This is a genomic window from Maribacter sp. MJ134, assembly GCF_003970695.1.
Lineage (GTDB): Bacteria > Bacteroidota > Bacteroidia > Flavobacteriales > Flavobacteriaceae > Maribacter.
Genome location: NZ_CP034570.1, coordinates 3,545,633 through 3,563,611, shown reverse-complemented (window position 1 = coordinate 3,563,611; position 17,979 = coordinate 3,545,633). Strand labels below are relative to the sequence as shown.

24 protein-coding genes are annotated in these 17,979 nt (G+C 38.2%); 12 read left to right on the top strand and 12 right to left on the bottom strand.

Annotation, left to right across the window (positions count from 1 at the left end; genetic code table 11):
* Positions 1 to 5 precede the first annotated feature (5 nt).
* Positions 6 to 1,673, bottom strand: a complete 1,668-nt coding sequence (locus EJ994_RS15445; protein ID WP_126593305.1) for a peptidase domain-containing ABC transporter — start codon at positions 1,671 to 1,673, stop codon at positions 6 to 8.
* 6 nt (positions 1,674 to 1,679) lie between these two features.
* On the bottom strand, positions 1,680 to 2,354 hold the full coding sequence (locus EJ994_RS15440) for a TetR/AcrR family transcriptional regulator (RefSeq protein ID WP_126593304.1): 675 nt from the start codon (positions 2,352 to 2,354) through the stop codon (positions 1,680 to 1,682).
* A gap of 129 nt (positions 2,355 to 2,483) precedes the next feature.
* Here EJ994_RS15440 and EJ994_RS15435 point away from each other — a divergent pair, with 129 nt between their 5' ends.
* Together EJ994_RS15435 and cutA are read left to right on the top strand one after the other, a co-directional pair.
* The gene (locus EJ994_RS15435; RefSeq protein WP_126593303.1) at positions 2,484 to 2,849 is read left to right on the top strand and encodes a hypothetical protein; all 366 of its coding nucleotides are present in this window, start codon (positions 2,484 to 2,486) and stop codon (positions 2,847 to 2,849) included.
* Positions 2,850 to 2,954: 105 nt separating this feature from the next.
* Positions 2,955 to 3,272, top strand: a complete 318-nt coding sequence (gene cutA, locus EJ994_RS15430) for a divalent cation tolerance protein CutA (RefSeq protein ID WP_126593302.1) — start codon at positions 2,955 to 2,957, stop codon at positions 3,270 to 3,272.
* Positions 3,273 to 3,287: 15 nt separating this feature from the next.
* Here cutA and EJ994_RS15425 read toward each other — a convergent pair whose 3' ends face one another.
* The gene (locus tag EJ994_RS15425; protein ID WP_126593301.1) at positions 3,288 to 4,208 is read right to left on the bottom strand and encodes a LysR family transcriptional regulator; all 921 of its coding nucleotides are present in this window, start codon (positions 4,206 to 4,208) and stop codon (positions 3,288 to 3,290) included.
* A 105-nt stretch (positions 4,209 to 4,313) separates the two neighbouring features.
* Here EJ994_RS15425 and EJ994_RS15420 point away from each other — a divergent pair, with 105 nt between their 5' ends.
* The 7 genes from EJ994_RS15420 (at position 4,314) to EJ994_RS15395 (ending at position 7,984) form a co-directional block, all read left to right on the top strand.
* A complete protein-coding gene (locus EJ994_RS15420) occupies positions 4,314 to 4,622 on the top strand; it encodes a hypothetical protein (protein WP_126593300.1) in 309 nt (102 codons plus the stop codon).
* 28 nt (positions 4,623 to 4,650) lie between these two features.
* On the top strand, positions 4,651 to 4,815 hold the full coding sequence (locus EJ994_RS17485; protein WP_164721485.1) for a hypothetical protein: 165 nt from the start codon (positions 4,651 to 4,653) through the stop codon (positions 4,813 to 4,815).
* 10 nt (positions 4,816 to 4,825) lie between these two features.
* A complete protein-coding gene (locus tag EJ994_RS15415) occupies positions 4,826 to 5,119 on the top strand; it encodes a hypothetical protein (RefSeq protein ID WP_126593299.1) in 294 nt (97 codons plus the stop codon).
* A gap of 29 nt (positions 5,120 to 5,148) precedes the next feature.
* Entirely contained in the window at positions 5,149 to 6,111 is a 963-nt protein-coding gene (locus EJ994_RS15410) for a sodium-dependent bicarbonate transport family permease (RefSeq protein WP_126593298.1), read from the top strand.
* Positions 6,112 to 6,147: 36 nt separating this feature from the next.
* Positions 6,148 to 6,711: a DNA-3-methyladenine glycosylase I gene (locus EJ994_RS15405; RefSeq protein WP_126593297.1), complete on the top strand. Its 564-nt coding sequence runs from the start codon at positions 6,148 to 6,150 to the stop codon at positions 6,709 to 6,711.
* Between the two features lie 69 nt (positions 6,712 to 6,780).
* The gene (locus tag EJ994_RS15400; RefSeq protein WP_241240803.1) at positions 6,781 to 7,308 is read left to right on the top strand and encodes a hypothetical protein; all 528 of its coding nucleotides are present in this window, start codon (positions 6,781 to 6,783) and stop codon (positions 7,306 to 7,308) included.
* Entirely contained in the window at positions 7,295 to 7,984 is a 690-nt protein-coding gene (locus EJ994_RS15395) for a DUF2490 domain-containing protein (RefSeq protein ID WP_126593295.1), read from the top strand. The genes EJ994_RS15400 and EJ994_RS15395 overlap by 14 nt, the downstream gene beginning before the upstream one ends.
* On the opposite strand, the gene aat is transcribed toward EJ994_RS15395, so the two are convergent.
* Both aat and EJ994_RS15385 read right to left on the bottom strand, forming a co-directional pair.
* Complete coding sequence (gene aat, locus EJ994_RS15390) at positions 7,967 to 8,638, bottom strand: leucyl/phenylalanyl-tRNA--protein transferase (RefSeq protein WP_126593749.1); 672 nt, start codon at positions 8,636 to 8,638, stop codon at positions 7,967 to 7,969. The two genes, EJ994_RS15395 and aat, sit on opposite strands and share 18 nt — an antisense overlap.
* A 133-nt stretch (positions 8,639 to 8,771) precedes the next feature.
* Positions 8,772 to 9,149 (bottom strand): DUF3127 domain-containing protein, encoded by a 378-nt coding sequence (locus tag EJ994_RS15385; protein ID WP_126593294.1) that lies wholly within the window; start codon positions 9,147 to 9,149, stop codon positions 8,772 to 8,774.
* A gap of 128 nt (positions 9,150 to 9,277) precedes the next feature.
* Here EJ994_RS15385 and EJ994_RS15380 point away from each other — a divergent pair, with 128 nt between their 5' ends.
* On the top strand, positions 9,278 to 10,426 hold the full coding sequence (locus EJ994_RS15380; protein ID WP_126593293.1) for a sensor histidine kinase: 1,149 nt from the start codon (positions 9,278 to 9,280) through the stop codon (positions 10,424 to 10,426).
* 2 nt (positions 10,427 to 10,428) lie between these two features.
* The gene (locus EJ994_RS15375) at positions 10,429 to 10,785 is read left to right on the top strand and encodes a hypothetical protein (protein WP_126593292.1); all 357 of its coding nucleotides are present in this window, start codon (positions 10,429 to 10,431) and stop codon (positions 10,783 to 10,785) included.
* On the opposite strand, the gene EJ994_RS15370 is transcribed toward EJ994_RS15375, so the two are convergent.
* Positions 10,772 to 11,164: an HIT family protein gene (locus EJ994_RS15370; RefSeq protein WP_126593291.1), complete on the bottom strand. Its 393-nt coding sequence runs from the start codon at positions 11,162 to 11,164 to the stop codon at positions 10,772 to 10,774. The genes EJ994_RS15375 and EJ994_RS15370 overlap by 14 nt on opposite strands.
* 74 nt (positions 11,165 to 11,238) lie before the next feature.
* Positions 11,239 to 11,715, bottom strand: a complete 477-nt coding sequence (gene greA, locus EJ994_RS15365; RefSeq protein WP_126593290.1) for a transcription elongation factor GreA — start codon at positions 11,713 to 11,715, stop codon at positions 11,239 to 11,241.
* A 133-nt stretch (positions 11,716 to 11,848) separates the two neighbouring features.
* On the opposite strand from greA, the gene EJ994_RS15360 reads away from it, so the two are divergent.
* Complete coding sequence (locus EJ994_RS15360; RefSeq protein WP_164721484.1) at positions 11,849 to 12,286, top strand: hypothetical protein; 438 nt, start codon at positions 11,849 to 11,851, stop codon at positions 12,284 to 12,286.
* A gap of 16 nt (positions 12,287 to 12,302) precedes the next feature.
* Here EJ994_RS15360 and EJ994_RS15355 read toward each other — a convergent pair whose 3' ends face one another.
* The 5 genes from EJ994_RS15355 to EJ994_RS15335 all read right to left on the bottom strand — a co-directional run bounded on the left by EJ994_RS15355 (position 12,303) and on the right by EJ994_RS15335 (position 17,976).
* Entirely contained in the window at positions 12,303 to 13,409 is a 1,107-nt protein-coding gene (locus EJ994_RS15355; RefSeq protein WP_126593289.1) for a PAS domain-containing protein, read from the bottom strand.
* 87 nt (positions 13,410 to 13,496) lie between these two features.
* Positions 13,497 to 14,390 (bottom strand): ABC transporter substrate-binding protein, encoded by an 894-nt coding sequence (locus tag EJ994_RS15350; protein WP_126593288.1) that lies wholly within the window; start codon positions 14,388 to 14,390, stop codon positions 13,497 to 13,499.
* A gap of 26 nt (positions 14,391 to 14,416) precedes the next feature.
* Positions 14,417 to 15,007 carry a nicotinamide riboside transporter PnuC gene (pnuC, locus tag EJ994_RS15345; protein WP_126593287.1) on the bottom strand — a complete coding sequence of 197 codons (591 nt, stop codon included), beginning with the start codon at positions 15,005 to 15,007 and terminating at the stop codon, positions 14,417 to 14,419.
* Positions 15,008 to 15,793 (bottom strand): 2OG-Fe(II) oxygenase family protein, encoded by a 786-nt coding sequence (locus EJ994_RS15340; protein WP_126593286.1) that lies wholly within the window; start codon positions 15,791 to 15,793, stop codon positions 15,008 to 15,010. It abuts the gene before it with no gap.
* An 8-nt stretch (positions 15,794 to 15,801) separates the two neighbouring features.
* Positions 15,802 to 17,976: a TonB-dependent receptor gene (locus EJ994_RS15335; RefSeq protein ID WP_126593285.1), complete on the bottom strand. Its 2,175-nt coding sequence runs from the start codon at positions 17,974 to 17,976 to the stop codon at positions 15,802 to 15,804.
* Positions 17,977 to 17,979: the final 3 nt, after the last annotated feature.

The window sequence follows — 17,979 nt, the reverse complement described above, 5'->3', positions numbered from 1 at the left end:
CTTCTCTACTTTTCGCTAATTAATTTTCCTGCATTTAAGGTCAAGATTCGACCGCACCTTTTCACCCAATTTGGATTTTGACTTACAACGATCAAAGCCCAAGGATGTGCAACATCAATAAGAAAATCCATGATTCTTGTGGCCTCCTTAGAATCAAATTGGTCAAGAGGGTCCTTTAGAATTAATAGTCTCGGCTTTCTAACAATACTTCTAGCTAAAACTATCTTTTTAGCAATGGTGCTTGATATTTGTTTCCCTTCTGGATAAATAACAGTTTTTAGTCCTAACTTCTGTTCTTTGACAAATTGTTTTAAACCAGATTTTTCAATGGCCCAACGAATGTCCTCTTTCGGAATTTCCTTATCTCCAAAAGTGATATTGTCTAAGAGCGTACCTTCAAAAGGAGATTCTTCGGTAAGTGACTGCCCCAATTGAGCCCTGTAGTAATTTAGATGCAGACCTTTTAGGGAAATATTATTAACGTATATGGTGCCTTCCGTTGGCTCAACAATACCCGCTATTAATCGCAGTAATGTCGATTTTCCCGAGCCATTGGGTCCACTTAAAAGCACCCTATCCTTTGACTTTATCAAAATAGAAAGATCATCAATAATTTTCTTTTCGGAATTTGGAATGTGATAACTTACGTTACTTAACTCTAGGCTAAATTTATCATCATGTAAGAAAGGAGATTCCCCATCCTGTGGCTCCAATTCTTTATCTACTACCTGTCCCAACTTTTCCAAAGAGGTAAGGACATCATAAAAAGATTCTAGACCTAAAATAAGTTTCTCTACCGATGCAATTACCAATAGTATAATAATTTCCGCCGCTACAAATTGTCCAATATTCATTTCTTGATTCAAAACCAATAGACCACCGATTAGTAAAAGACCAGCCGTTACCAAGATCTTAAAACCGATCATCTGAATAAATTGCAATACTAGAATCCTAAAATGACTTTCCCTAGAAACCAAGTATTTATCTACAAGGGTATCTGTCTTGTCCAAGGCGTGCGATGTTCTACCAGAGAGTTTAAAACTAACGATAGAACGCGCAATCTCCTGTATCCAATGTGCTACCTTATATTTACTTTTAGATTCCGCCAAACTTGTTTCAAGGCCTTTCTGTACCGTAAATTTAAAAACCACATAGATGAGAACGATCAACAAAATACCGTAGATGATGAAGAAGGGATGGTAAAACGACAGCAAGAGCAGACCAAAAATAATCTGTAAAAGTGCTGCCGGAAAATCTATCAACAACTTGGGTAAACCTTTTTGCACATTTAAGATATCAAAAAACCTGTTTGCCAGTTCTGGCGGATAATTATCACGTAATTCGCTCATCTTTATCTTGGGAAAACGGTAAGAGAATTCAAACGATGCCCTTGTAAAAATTTTCTGCTGTACGTTTTCTATGATTCGTATCTGCATCAATTGCAGTACGCCTACAAAAGCAACTCCCAAGGTCACCAATACAACCAGTACTATCCAAGAAGTACTCACTTGGGCTCCTTGTATTAAATTTATGATGGCCTGGATACCTAGAGGTAGGGACAAACTAACGATTCCCGCAAAAATTGCATAGTAAAAGACTTGAAAAACGTCTCTCTTGTCCAGACGTAGCATGCCTATGAGACGCTGCCAAGCGGTTAAAATATTTTTTGACATTCCTTTTTAGGATTTAAGTGATGAGAACACTAGGTTTAAGAAGTATTGTTTTTGATCGTCATTTTCACGGAAATCCGTCAAAGAACTAAAGTGATCCCTAAGAAAGTGCTGGTGCAAAGAACCCTCTAAAAGCGTACTTGCCAAGCTTGAAGGATAAGGATATTCGGAATCCACACCATGTATCATTTTGCTAAGACGGTTCACCAACCTTTTGTAGATTACAAAATAACCCTCTTTATTTTCCGTATCCACTTCTTTGGTCAAATAAGATTTGGAGTATTCGTTAATCACGATTTTATTTAAAAGTACCTCGTTAATATGTGAAAAAGAGGTGTCCTCAACTGTTGTTTTGGTCACGATCTCAATAGCCTTCCGTAATTTTTCCTCAGGGTCGGCGATACCATTGGTCGCAAAAACCAATTGATACTCCAACCATCCCCAATACCAAGAGGTAAGATACAACAGCAATTTATGCTTGTTTTCAAAATACCTATAAATAGAGCTTTCATTGGATCCTATTTTAGTCCCTAATTTTTTGAAAGTAAAACTCTCAAAACCCATTTTGCTAATCATTAGGATACTATTCTCAACAATGCGCTTGCCCAAATCGGATGATTCCGGGTCTTTTAAAAAAATCTTCTCGTTAATTCTTATTTTAACAGATTGTAATAAATGTTCCATCAATCGCTATTTTGATTCCAAACAAATATAATAGTATTGCTATTATATTATAATAGTTTAACTAATATTTAACGATAGTGCTGCATTTATGAGCTTCCTAATTTCTTATATTGAATAAAATTTTTTGATATGAAGAAAACTCTACTATTGATACTTATCGTATTATCTCCACTATTTGGCCAGGCTCAAGAAATGTTCTATATACAGTTTGAGGATAATGAGGTCAATAGACGGTCTGCTACTGAACAGGTTAACTTGACGAAGAAACAGAACGGCGCTGCCATTATTATAGGTGGTTTAAACAATTGGGACGGGGGCGGAAATTATATCAATGTCTTTGGTACTAAATTTATTATCGACAGTTTAGATTTAAATTCTGATGGAACTAGAAGGGCGGTCCTCAGAAGAGAGGACGGTGAAAACTTTTTTAACCATTTAACCACTATCAATGCCAAGTTGACACCTGTAGGCAAGCCCATTGAGGAGACACGCTAAAGTATTTATTTAACGTATAAATTTTTGTTCTTCACACCGGTCATATTAGGATAGTTCTTCGCTAGATATCCTTTATAATATGACCGGTGTTTTAAAATAAACATTATGATACTAGCACACATCATTGCCAAGGATAGAAACCAAGCGCTTAAAATCATAAATCTATTGATGGACCAAAAATTACTTTTACAGGCCGTAGTATCTGAAAAAACGGTATACGAGAAAAAAAATGCTCAGGGCCAACTTGTAAGTTCAAAACAGACCCTAATCATAGGTAAGACCAAAGCACTTCTATTTAAAACTATCAACGATGTCCTAAAAACAAACTTTAAAACCAACATGCCCATGTTGTATTCCGTTCCTATTGTTTATATGGACGAGGAGCTCGCTTCGCTCATTAGGGAAAACACAGCCAAAGTCTAATTGGCCTTCAGTTCTTTAAATATTTTCGAACCAATCGAAATGTTCTGCTATAATATCCTCTTTTTCTTCCTTTACGTATGCTAAGAAGGCATTGGCGGCAGGAGAAAGGTTCTTTGATTGTAACCACACCAAATTCCATGTAGTAATTATAGGCAGACCTGAAACTTCTATAATCTGTAAATCACCGTTACGTAATTCATTCTTAATTCCTATTAAAGGCATAATAGAATATCCTAAACCTGCTATTACAGCTTGCTTAACGGCTTCATTTGATGTTAATTCTATTTTCTTTGATGTAGGTAGATTGTTCTTCCTTATAAATTCTTCCATTGCACCCCTCGTGGCGGACCCTTGTTCTCTATAAATCAATGGAAGGTCCTTGAAAATCTTATTTTTATTCTTAGAATTAAAGCTGCGTTTCATATCCCCCACCAAAAAGAGTTTATTGGTCATCAGGGCTATCTTATCCATTTTCAAATGCGTAGGCAATACGGAAACCAACGCAAAATCCACTTCATTCAATTCCAGTGCCTTAACCACTTTAGATTTATTGGTTACATCCATTAAAAGCTCTACCCCCTCATTACCCTTTATAAAATTTGAAAGGAAATAGGGCATTACGTATTTACCCGTGGAGACTATCGAAATCTTTAACCTCCCCGACAAATTACCTTCGTACGATGATGATTTATAATTAATCGCATAGACTTGGTCCAAAATCTTTTCGGCCGCCTCGGCAATTTCCCTTCCAAAATCCGTAATATATAGTTTTCTCCCTACCACCTCTGTCAATGGTATGGAGAATTGATCTTGAAAATTTCTTAACTGAATAGATACCGCAGGCTGCGTTAAAAATAATTCTTCCGCTGCCTTTGTAATACTTTGTTTTTCTGACACTTTGAGAAAAACCTGAAGTTGATGTAAGGTATAATTCATAAATAATATTAATGTTTGATATAATAAATATAAATAAAAATTTATGGATTATTATTTTGAACTTTGTGCCGACTTAAAGAATAAGTTAAACTAAAAATTCAAATCATGAAAGCAACAGCAGAAAACGTAAGACCTAAAACTATGCAAAAAATAAATTTAGTGGATGGAAATTTCACTGTATCCGAAGCCTCTGATGTAGTTTTGGCCCTACTTAATGAGAAAATAAACTTTCACAAGCTACAACGACTTTCTTTATGTGAAGGGCATTCTGAAGCTAATACTAAATATCCGGATGAGCGCATCACCGAATTAGAACATGAAAAATCCATTGCAAAAGATTTCTTTGCACAAGCAAGAGCAGAAGGATTAACGCTTAAGATAGACGGCGTACTTAAAATATCAGTGAACAAATAGCCATAAACAACTTTCAAAAAAGAATCTTATGTCACTTAAAAAAGCACACTTATATCTTGGTCTTGGCTTTGTAGCCATCGCCGGTTTTCTTATTACCTCATATACAAACGATAATCTATTCATGGACCGTCTGCTCGTTGCCTTGGGTATTATCTCCTGTATCCTTGTAGTTAAAGCGCTAGGTAATTCTTAAAAGAGAACCATTGAAGCCAGACCAAACCATAAATCTTGTAAAGGGTACGTTTGCGCCCGCTGAAGCGGCGGATGTACTCTTTTCGCTCATAAGCGATAAAATAAAGTTTCATCATCTACAAATTCTTAGTCTTCAAAATGGAGTAGATACCAATACGGAATGGTCAGAACAGCGCATAGCGTCACTCAAAAAATCTAAAAACAGTGTAAAAGACCTTATTCTAAGAGCTAGGAACGAAGGTTATAAACTCCAAATTGATGGAGACATTTCCATCAAACTCATAGCTATCAATGAGAAGGCCTAAAACCTCCTTTTTAAATAATCAACTTACTTATGGATTTACATTTGTTGCTTGACAACCTGACCAACCCTGCCTTACTTTTTTTCTTTCTCGGTATTTTGGCGGTGTCCTTAAAGAGCGATTTGGAAATACCCGCCAATTCGTCAAAATTCATATCCCTTTACCTCATGTTCTCTATTGGATTTAAAGGTGGGATGGAACTTTCACATAGCAATCTGGATCTAGAAATACTGTGGTCATTATTGTTCGGAGTCTTCTTGGCGCTATTTGTTCCGGTATTCAGTTATTTTATCCTTCGGAGAAAATTCAGTGTTGCCAACTCCGGGGCTATAGCGGCCGCTTACGGTTCGGTGAGCGCCGTTACCTTCGTAACCGCTGTTTCCTTCTTGGAGATAGAACAGATACCGTTCGGGGGTCACATGGTAGCCGTTATGGCACTTATGGAAGCGCCCTCCATCATTATTGGCGTGCTGTTAATGTCGTATTTCCAAAAGGATAAAAAAAACCAGATAAGCTTAACGGGGGTGGTAAAACACTCTTTGACCAACGGAAGTGTACTCCTCATCCTAGGTAGCCTTGTGATTGGATTTTTAGCTAGTGATCAACAGGCGAGAGGTATTGAGCCCTTTACAACGGATATATTTAAAGGATTTTTAGCTGTATTTCTGCTAGATATGGGGATTACCAGTGGTAAAAAACTTAATGATTTTCTAAAGAAAGGTTGGTTCGCATTTCTATTCGCCATTATTATTCCTTTAATTAACGGTATTACTGTTGCCATCGTAAGTGCCGCTTTTACAGAAAGTGTTGGAAACCGTTTTCTCTTTGCGATATTGGCCGCAAGTGCCTCTTATATTGCCGTGCCCGCAGCGATGCGGCTAGCGGCACCAAAAGCCAATCCCAGTTTATATCTGCCCATGGCCCTTGCCATTACCTTTCCGTTTAACATAACATTAGGTATGCCGCTATACTTGTGGGTAGTGCAATCTTTTTAAAGTTGGCCCTATCCTTTAAATTACTAATTTAAGGGCATGGAAAAACACAAATGTGGCTGGTGTGTTGGCGATACGCTGTATGAAGATTATCATGATAAGGAGTGGGGTGTTCCGGTCAAGGATGATGCTACGCTATTTGAGTTTCTTGTTCTAGAGACTTTTCAGGCGGGTCTTAGCTGGATAACCATTTTGAGAAAAAGAGAAAACTTCAGAAAGGCCTTTGATAATTTTGATTATCAAAAAATTGCCTTGTACGACACCAAGAAAAAAGAAGAACTTTTACAGAACGCCGGTATTATCAGGAACAAACTTAAAGTAAACGCTACTATCTCCAATGCCATAGCCTTTATGGAAGTACAGAAAACTTTTGGAAGTTTCCATAAATATATTTGGGACTTTCTTGACCACAAACCAATGATAAACAAAATACAGAACTATAAAGAGGCCCCTGCGAATACTCCGCTTTCCGACCAAATTAGCAAGGATTTAAAAAAAAGAGGCTTTAAATTTGTTGGAAGCACCGTGGTCTACGCCTTTATGCAGGCAACGGGCATGGTTAACGATCATGAAATAAATTGCTTTAGGTATACCCAGGTCTAGATATTAGAAACTATGAAAAATAAATTATTCGGGCTGTCCCTCATCATAATTTGCTGTTGCTCTTTTACTATGTCACAGGATAAATATGAACGCGAATTCCGCATTCGAAAATCACAATTTCCAACCGCCGCCTTGGATGCGATGGAAAGTGAACTGCAAGAGGTGAAACGGCTCAAATTCTATAAAGAGACCGATAGCGCCAAAACCAGTTTTGAAGCGAAATTCAAAAAAGACAGACTCTGGTACAGTGTAGAATTTGACGAAAAAGGCCATCTGGAAGATATTGAGGTACTCATAAAGGAAGTAGATATCCCATCCGATGCTTTGGCCAAAATGATAACCTATTTTGAATCTCAATTCTCAAAATATCGAATCAAAAGAATACAGCAGCAATATCCTGCAAACCAAGAACAACTTAAAGAAACGTTTAGGAATGCCTTTCAAAATCTATTACTGCCCTCACTTAATTATGAACTTATTGTCGCCGGAAAAGTTGATAAAAACTACTTTGATTACGAAATCCTTTTTGATGCGGAAGGAAATTTCAAAAAGATAAGAAAGTCATTACCCCCTAACTACGACCATGTTCTTTACTAGGAAAAGCAGTATTCTATTTATTTGTTTTTGGACCGTTTTTCATACCGTAAAGGCACAGGATAATTGGACCGGCTATTGGCAACCTCAACTTGCCCTGAATTACAAAGTAACCGCAAATTACTCCCATAACTTTTCCTTAGCAAAACGCACCTATCTGTACCAGGATTCTGCATTGGATTTTGAAATAAGACAATTAGACTTTGTACATTTTTCTAAACTTAAGATTAGTGATAATCAAAGTCTGGGTTTAGGGTTCCAATATAGATTTCGTGAAAATTTTGAACAGGACAAAGAAAATGAACTGCGTATAACGCAGCAGTATAACATTACCCATAAAGCGAGAGTTCTAAGATTTGGGCATAGGTTAAGAACGGAACAACGCATTACGGCATCCGCTACCATACATAGGTTTAGATATAGATTTGCAATGGATTTACCCCTGCAGGGTGTTGAATTGGATATTGGCGAATCTTATTTAGTACTAACCACCGAGTCTCTACTGAGTGCAGGAAAAGCTACGCGACCGGAATATGACCAACGTATAACCGCACAATTGGGTTGGTTGATCAGTGAAAAAACCAAATTTCAACTTGGAGCGGAATACCAAGCGGAAAATTATAATGCGGTTACGGAAAATGTAGCGTTCTTAATCACAAATCTAGTTCTGTCCCTTTAGCCTACTCATAAACAAGCTTCGGGGTATTTCCCTAGCTCCCAAACTCGCCAGATGGTCGGTATATAGCTGACAGTCTATCAACTTATAATGCTGTTCCTGTAGTTCTTCCGCCAATTTTATAAATGCAAATTTAGAGGCGTTAGGCTTTAAGCTAAACATACTTTCTCCACAAAATATATGTCCCAAATCAATTCCGTACAAACCACCGACCAAATTATTTCCTTCCCAAACTTCATAAGATTTGGCGAAACCTTTTTGGTGTAGCTCCAGATAGGCCTTTTTCATTTCATCCGTTATCCAAGTACCTTCCTGGTCATTTCTGGGAACGGCGGAACACTGTTCAATAACCGTCTTAAATCTTTTGTTCTTTGTTAAACGAAACTGGTCTGAACGGATTACTTTTTGCATGCTTTTAGAGATTTTAACCTCTTCCGGATACAATACCATTCGCATCTTTGGGCTCCACCACATGATGAGCGAATCATCATTGAACCACGGAAAAATTCCACTTTGATATGCCAATAAAAGCCGTTCGGAGGACAAATCACCGCCTACCGCCAGAAGTCCTTCGGAATTGGCGTTCTCCACCGAAGGAAAGTACAAGCGCTCCGAAAGGAAATGAATTGGTCCCTCTGATGTTTCCTCTTCCACCATTTTTATTCTCAAATTAGGAAAAAGGTCTAGAAAGCAAAAAACTTGTTTAACTTTTTAAGTCGAACAAGTTTTAGTTTTTTTCCTTATGCGAGAGGTAAAACCTCTTCTGAACAGTTATTTTATACTGTAACCCTTAAAATGGAAGATCATCATGATCTTCTTCATTTAAATTATCAGCAGGCTCAAAAGCTTCCATCGGAGGAACAGGTGGCATTCCTTCCGGTTGTGATTGCTGCTGTAAGTTCTCTATACGCCAACCTTGGATGGAGTTAAAATATTTTACCTCGCCTTGTGGGTTTGTCCACTCTCTACCTCTTAGATTTATGCTGACCTTAACATCCTGACCAACAGCGTAACTGTTCAACAAATCACATTTGTCCTGAACAAATTCTACCATAATATGTTGCGGATACTGCTCATCGGTAGTTACTACTAATTCTCTTTTTCTGAAACCGTTGTTTCCAAAAGTCTTGGTCTCTCCGACCAACTTCACTTTTCCTTCTATTTCCATCTTAAACGCTCTTTTTACTGTAAAAATCAAAAATACGTAAAATGACACTACAATAAAACAATAGTCTATGAATACAACACAACAATTTTTTACAAATTAGGTTATCTTTAATAGTAGAAATCAAATGGATGCAATTTAATCCTAAGAGTAAAATTTCCAATATATTTTTATTAGTAGGCTCCTTCATCGTTGTGAGCCTTATCTTGCTGAATACCAATAGTTTTTTCAAGACCTTTAAGGAAGAAGAACGTCTAAAAATGGAGATTTGGGCCACTGCACAATCAGAATTCCTTCATTCTGCCGAGGACGTAGATTTGGGAAGTCTACATTTAAAGGTGTTCCAAAACAATACGTCTACCCCAATGATACTGATCAATAAAGATAGTACCATTAGGATAAATAATATTCCTGCCGAGAAAGCATCCGACTCCGTTTATATCCAAAAAAAATTAAGGCAATTTCAAAACGAGAACACTCCGGTATCCATCGACCAACAAGGCGAACATCTGGCCACGTTATATTACGGTAATTCCGAGGTATTGAACAAGTTAAAATATTATCCTATTGCCCTGCTATTAATTATCTTTCTGTTCGGAGCGGTCATCTATTTCCTGTTTAGAACAAACAAAGCCTCAGAACAGAATAAACTCTGGGCAGGAATGGCCAAGGAAACGGCACATCAGATCGGTACTCCGTTATCTTCACTATTAGGTTGGAACGAGTTATTGAAATCTGAACATATAAATCCTGATATCACCAAGGAAATAGCAAAGGACATCGCCCGATTGGAGACCATTACGGAACGCTTCTCCAAAATTGGTTCATTACCCAAACTTTACGAAAGTGATATTGTAGTGGAGACCAAGGCCGCATTCGAGTATTTAAAGAAAAGAAGTTCCAAGCTAATCCATTTCACCTTCAATTCTAGAATAGAATCGCAATCGGTCCTGATAAATAGTTCTTTGTATAATTGGACTATAGAAAATCTAGTTAAGAACGGTATTGATGCTATGCGAGGCAAAGGAAGTATCTCCATAGATATTGTTCCCGACGGAAAATTCGTGAATATTTTGGTTGCCGATACGGGACATGGAATACCTAAAAGCAATTTTACCAGTATCTTTAATCCGGGCGTAACGTCCAAACGACGAGGTTGGGGCCTGGGCCTATCACTGGTAAAAAGAATCATTGAAGAATATCATAACGGAAAAATAAAGGTACTTTCGTCAGGTAAAGAGGGTACCATAATGCAAATTTCCCTCAAAGCTCACAAGTAGTCATGGCAAAGGAAAAATTGATTGTTATAAAGGAAGCGGACCTTACCAACAATTGTCCCGAGTGTTTTAATCAGGACCTAAAACTTTCTTTTTATCAAAAACATACCTACGGACGTTTTTTTCATAAAACCACCAACGAGGTAAGTAACCAAATCGTTTGTCGTAAATGTAGCTCTATGATATATCCGGTTGCATGGACGGACGATATTGAACGTATGTTCAACTACTATCAAAAAACAGTGGTGCCCGAGAAAAAATCGAGCAAACCTACCTTTCTCTTTTACATATTGATTATTATAGTACTGATAATCATAGCTATAGGGGTGTATTTTTCCTTGGGAGGAACTATTCAAATTTAGCACTAATGTGTGCGGCTATGTCCTTAAATTCTTCTGGAGATAGACTAACCTTATGTTGAAAAGTGGCATCTTTCATTGTGGTCAAGGGAATTAAGTGTACGTGTACATGAGGCACCTCCAATCCAATAACGGACATCCCTACCCGCTTACAATCCAAGGTTTTTTGTAAGGCCAGACCTACCCTTCTGGAAAAAGCCATCAATGCGCCATACGTATCCTCGTCTAAGTCTAACAATTTATCTACCTCCTTTTTGGGTATACATAGCGTATGCCCCTTCGCATTAGGATTGATATCTAGAAAAGCCAGAAAATTATCGTCTTCGGCTATTTTGTAACAGGGTATTTCCCCATTGATGATTTTCGTGAATATGGTTGCCATGGCGGGTTGATTATATGAAACAAAAAATCCCGTTACGGGACATAACGGGATTAAATATAGTTATTAAAACGGCTCTATTCCCTAGTAATCTCAAGAATATCAAACTTCAAAGTTCCGTTTGGCACCGTTATTTCTGCCGTATCCCCAACACTCTTGCCTAAAAGACCTTTACCTATTGGAGAACTGACCGATATTTTTCCCGTTTTTAAATCCGCTTCACTTTCAGCCACCAATTTGTATTTTACTTCCATACCATTGGTCTGGTTCTTCAATTTTACAGTAGATAACACCAGTACTTTAGAGGTATCTAACTGTGATTCGTCTATTAATCTGGCATTGGCTAAAATTGCTTCCATTTTAGAAATCTTCATTTCTAACAGACCCTGTGCTTCCTTGGCCGCGTCGTACTCTGCATTTTCAGACAAATCTCCTTTATCACGAGCTTCCGCTATTGCCTGTGATGCTTTGGGCCGCTCTATATCTCTAAGATGATTCAGTTCATCTTTTAGCTTTTTTAAGCCCTCTACCGTGTAGTAAGATACGTTACTCATAATTTACTCGTTTAATAAATAAGAAAATCCTCTGCTTTACCCTAATAACGGGGCTTTTTTAGAGAGGATTTAACGCAAATATACATATTTTTTACGCAAATTTGTTCAAGTTTTAGTAAAACCATATCAGCATATGAGCCGTATTCTAGGGATTCTTTTAGTGGTATTGATAGTCTCCTGTTCCAATGAGCAGACCAACAGAAATCCGTTCTTGCAAGAAATAGGTTTTAGGTTCGATGCCAATTTAAATTTACCGCTCTATAGTCCCTTAACCAATACGGGAAGTGTTGTTCTGGTGCAGAGCACCGGTGTGGGCACTCGTGGTGTTTTTATCGTCAATGCAGGTTTTAATCAGTTTAGGGCCTTTGAGGCCAGTTGCCCCAATCATGCGCCAAATTCATGCTCCACTATGGTCCTAGACGGACAGGTAGCTACCTGTGAATGCGAGGAGTATCAATATAGCCTTTTTACCGGGCAACAGCTGAACAGACCGGACGATGGTAATCGTTACTACGATATGCTAGAATACAGGGCTACCTTTAACGGAAACACCGTAAGCATCTCTAACTAAATCTTAGGCAAGGACATTACTGCTGCGTTCCCATCCATTTATCGTAATAGCTGTCGTTAAGCATTTTAGTAAACTTATCCAATTCTTCCCCCACAGCTTTTAAATAGCCCGCATACATCTTTAAGGACTGCTCGTCCATGTCTTTCTCAATCTCTATTACAGAAATAATGCTCATTAAGGTAGTTATCGGTTTTCTAAGAACGTGGGAGATATCAAAAGACATTTGCTCTAAGGTTTTTATGTATTCTTTTTTACCGGAGATGTCTTGAAATGTACCGTACCACATCACTTTTCCGTCTTCTTTTTTAACAGGTTTCGCCATACCTTCATGCCAAGAAACATCCCCATTTTCTGATACGATTCTGAATTCTGCCTGCCACATCCTAAGGTTTACACAAGAATCTAGAATGGTCTGTTTTAGATAACTTAAATCATCTGGGTGAATTATCGTGTAAATCTCTTCTGGGTTCTTAAGGATTTTCTCATCATCTAAACTTGCATGCATCTTATTGATACCCTTACTCACGAATAGGAAATTCAACTTCCCTTGTGCATCTATTTCAAATTGTAAAAATATACTTGTGGATTGATTAGAGAAACGCTCCAAGGCCATTGTCCCCTTTTTAAGCGTGACCTCTTGCGAATAAATCGCCTTTTTAGACTCAAGATACTGCCCTACTTCTAAGGATAATAGTTTTAGAGCGTTTATTTTTCTAGGTGTTATTTGCCTCGGTTTTAAGTCCATTACGGAAAGAACTCCCAATACTTGGCCGTCTAAAGTGGTCAACGGTATGTTGACCAAAAAACGAGTGGATTTCTTTCCTATATCAAAAGAACTAATGTGAGTAAAGCGCACATCGAGTACGGCATCTTCCACGACCAATACCTTACTAGGATTTTTTATGGCATACGTACAAATATAATTTAGTGAGGCTATTTCATCAATAAATACTCCTTTTTTAGCCTTGAACCATTGCCTATCCTTATCAAAAAAAGAAATAGCGGCAATAGGTGTATCACAGAGCGTTGCGGCAATCTCTACGATATCGTCTAATTTCTTTTCCGAAGGTGTATCTAAAATTTGATATGCATAAAGCTCCTGTAACCTTTTAGATTCGCTCATAGAGGATTTTCATCACTGAGTTTATCTTAAAGATACTTAATCTATAAAGAAAATTCCTACTTTTTATTCAATTGAATTAAAAAAACTTTAAAAGACCACATCCTTATAGGATAAAGGTGCTTTTTCCAAACCCTTATTTTGAAGCCAAGATAAAAAGCTATTGACGTGCTCTTTTTCCATGATACCCCAATTATCCGAATTTCCGTAATAGGGGGAGGTGTACATTTGACTCGCTACCAAATCGATATTGTTATCTTCCTTTGCTACAAATGGCTTAATGCTTTCTATGGCGATTTCCGGCTCTTTCTGTGCAAATAAAAACCCTTTCTTAGTGGCCTTCAAAACTTTTGAATAGATTTCCTTCTGTTTATCCACCGTTTCCCTATTGGCCATAATTACAGGCGAATATCCATAAGGTATTCCATAGTCCGCCATTTTAAACAGGTTTAATTTAATCCCTTCTTGCTGTGCACGAATTCCTTCCCAATTGGTAAAAATCCAGGTAGCATCAGCCGTACCATTAAGGATGGTTTCCCAAATGCCCAACTTTTCCGGATAAGTAATCTTAAACGTACCGTTTCCGCCATCATTCTTTATCATTTGCCTTACTATCTCATCTTCATATCTGGCCTTGTAAGAAGCGTAAGTGCAACCATCCAAATCTTTAGGACCAAGAATTGCACTCTTTTCCAGAACAGCAATGGCACTTATATCCTCCTTAAAAATTGTGGCTAAGGCTACGGCATCAAAAGGTCGTTTTTTAGTTTTATAACTAACAATACTTTCTAGAGGGCAAAGTGCCAAATCTGCTTGACCAAGTTCCACTTTTTTGACGGGGGTTACCGAATAGTTATCACTATCCGGCGTTATTAGAGCTACTTCCAATCCTAAATCGGAGTAATACCCCTTCTCTTTTGCCACGTAAAAACCAGTATGGTTGGTATTCGCAGTCCAGTCCAATGCAATTTTAAGTTTTTTCATATTATTCCGTTTTTAAGTGAATATTGTCAGGGCTGCAGAACGGCATCCCTGTATTTTACTTTCCAATTCCAAAAACCATAAAAGGAGAAGGCAAAATATACTACGGTCAATAAAGTATATATGTTCAAGTCTTTTGTTAAATACAAATAAATAGTAGCTCCGTTGATTACTATCCAAAATAGCCACGCCGCTATGTACTTTTTAACTTCTAAATAACTGGCTACAAAACTGAAGCCCGTTGTAGTGGCATCGAAATAAGGGCTATCCGCATCTGTAAAATTCGAGAAGAACCAACCCAAGGAAATCGCACCTAAACTACCTAAAACAATGCTTACCAAAAGTGTTTTCTTAGGTATTTTAACAATCGTAACGGGTATATTCTGCTCGTACTTAGTAGTCCATAACCAAAACCCATAAACGCCAATAATAACATAGTAAACAAATAAGACCGCTTCTGAATATAGATTGTTCTGATAAAAGATAACAATACTTAATAAAGAGGAGGCTATGCCGAACAACCAGCATATTCTTTTTTCGTGTATCAAGAAATAAAGATAGGCCAAGCCGAATACCACCGCCATTATTTCTAGACTTAAAGCTATATTTTCGGTATTCACTTAAAACTGATTTAAGTACTGCTTATAATAGTCTTTTCCACTTCCTTTGAACGAACCGAACTGCATATTGGCCTGTGGTTTCGGCAAGGAAAAGAAGGCAAACGAAAATCGTTGCTCCATTCTATTTTCCGGGAGTACTACACCATGATTCAAAGCCTTAATTTTTCCATTGGACATTAGTTCCATTAAATGACCCGGAAAGAGCACTACCTCATCTATGCTGTCTAAAACAACCTTATCTCCAGAGGATTTCTCGTATGAAAAGCCAGACTCAAGTCCAAAGAGAAATATGGAAAACAAAGAAACATCGGTGTGGTATGAAAGTCGTTCTGAGAGTTCTATATTATGGACGCTATTCGTTAACTCCGGATAAAAATTACAGGACACCATGTGGCTAACGTGGTTCTCATAGAAAATATTAAACTTACTAAAACCTAGTCTCTTTAATATTTCTTTCTCCAATTCTCTGATCAAAAGCAACTGCTCCGGAAATTCTTGGCTTAAATATTGCTGAAAAGGTTGCGGGAAATTTTCTTGGTCACTTATATCAGAAAGCACAAAGGAGTGTAACAAATCGCTGTCATACTGGTTTAGACTGTCTGTCTGACCCATATAGGAATAGCCATCAAATGCAACCTCTAATTTCTTCTGGGAATACTTCATTCTTTTAGATAAGGGCAGCACTAAGAACCGTTGTAAAGCGGCTCTTAGCTTACTATCCTTTAAAGCAGGGATATTGGTAGTTATAAAACCATCCCTATGATGTAGTTTCAAATCCTGAAACATCCTTTCCCCTAAAAATTGACCGTTGCCCCAAGTAAAAAGTTTATTCCCGCCTGCGGATAAAATCCAGCACCTTCAATTGTGGTAATTACATTTGGGTCCGAGAAATCATCATCAAAAGTGAAGAAGTATCCGTTAGACTCAAACTTAGCATCAAATATGTTGTTTACCAGTCCGGAGAATACGATACTCTTTAAAAAACCATCACATTTTAACTCATACTGCACATTAAAATCTGTTTGGGAATAGGCATCTAATATAGATGTCTCCGAATCGATGTTGCCCATGTATTGCTCCCCTACATATTTAGATAAAAGGGATACTTGAAAAGTATCGGTAGGGCTATAGGTAAACATATTGCCAAAAATGATATTGGGCGAATATGCAATATTGGTATTCCCCAACTCCTGCAGCACACCATCTCGCTGAAAAACGAAATCCTGGTTCTTATTTGTGCTTAGGGCTATGTTGGGTTGTATGCTGAATTTATCATTGAATCTAATGGACGCATCAATCTCCAGTCCCAATCTATAACTGTCTCCTACGTTTTCCCGTAAGGGTGCGCCAACATCGTTTAATTCACCTGTTAGGACCAGTTGGTCTTTATAGTTCATGTAATAGATGTTGGTATTCAATTGTATGTCCGGAGATACATAACGCCACCCCAGTTCAAAATCGTTAAGCCTTTCTGGTCTTGGATTTCCGCTTTCGTAGTCGTTTCTATTAGGTTCGCGGTTAGCTACGGCATAGGAAAAATAGAAGTTGTTGTTCCGGTTTAAATCGAAGGTAACTCCTGCCTTGGGATTGAAAAAATTAAAGGTATCGTCTACCAGACCGGTATCTTCCCCGTTTGCACGGTACCCCACTCTTCTATATTGAAGATCTCCATACAGTGACCATTGCGTATTTAATTGGTAATTGGCCTTGGTGTACATGTTAAAATCTGTCTTGGTAGAGTTATCGTCGTAGTAACGATCCCTAATTTCACTATCGCTAGCAAAACGTGCCCAAATTACCTCCCCAAAATGATCTCCTTCATACTTGTTCCAACCGCCACCGATAATCAGGTTTAGTTTGTCCTTAACATAGTTTGCGGAGAACACCGTGCCATAGAAATCATTATCCAGCCATCGTCTGCGAATTAAATCGGTCGTATTTACTACCTCACCATTAACGGTTAACGGCTCAAAACCATAGGTCTCGAAATCGTCATCTTCCCGGAATTGCTCAAAAAAGCCTCTCCCACGAGTGTAATGTAGGGCCACGTTAGTACTCCAAGTATCGGATATTTGTTCATTCCATAACAACTGTGCATGATCCTGTTTGTAATTATCTACCTCGTTATCATAGAATTGTGTATTTCCATTTTCGTCCGTATATATACCTGCCGGATTAAAAGTTCGATCACTTTCCAATGTTGCTGCGTCTATACCGAACCAAGATTGATAGGTAATCTCATGCCCACCGAACAATAAGGCCTTGATGAGGGTGTTATCATCCTTATAAGCTCCTTGCAGAAAGTAGGAATCCATATCGGCACGTGCCCGATCTATGTATCCATCCGAGTTTATTTGTGATAAACGTCCGGAAATCTCTATATGATCGTTCAATAATCCGGTGCTGAATTTTATGTTACTCCGCAGGGTATTGAAACTTCCTACGGAAGATGAAATTTGCGCATAGGCTTCTTCCGAAAAACCATCTGTCAATAAATTCAAACTTGCACCAAAGGCTCCCGCCCCGTTAGTAGAGGTACCTACCCCACGTTGCAACTGCAAACTCTCCGTAGAGGAAGCAAAGTCTGGCATATTTACCCAGAACGTGCCTTGAGATTCGGCATCGTTATACGGTATGCCGTTAATGGTTACGTTTACCCTCGTGGCATCACTACCACGTACCCGTATACCGGTATACCCTATTCCCGCTCCTGCATCGGAGGTGGTGACCACAGATGGTAGAAAGTTCATCAAAATAGGAATATCTTGACCTAAATTTCGAGGTTTAATATCCTCCTTTGTTAAGTTGGAAAACGTTACGGGAGATTCCTTGGTTACCCTAATAGCGGAAACGAAGACCTCGTCTAGCACTACTTTTTTACCTTCTATGGAATCCGCTGGTTGTTGTTGGGCCTGTGAGGCCATTGTTAGGCCGAATATGGCCAATGTTGTGAAAATAGTGTACTTCATTCG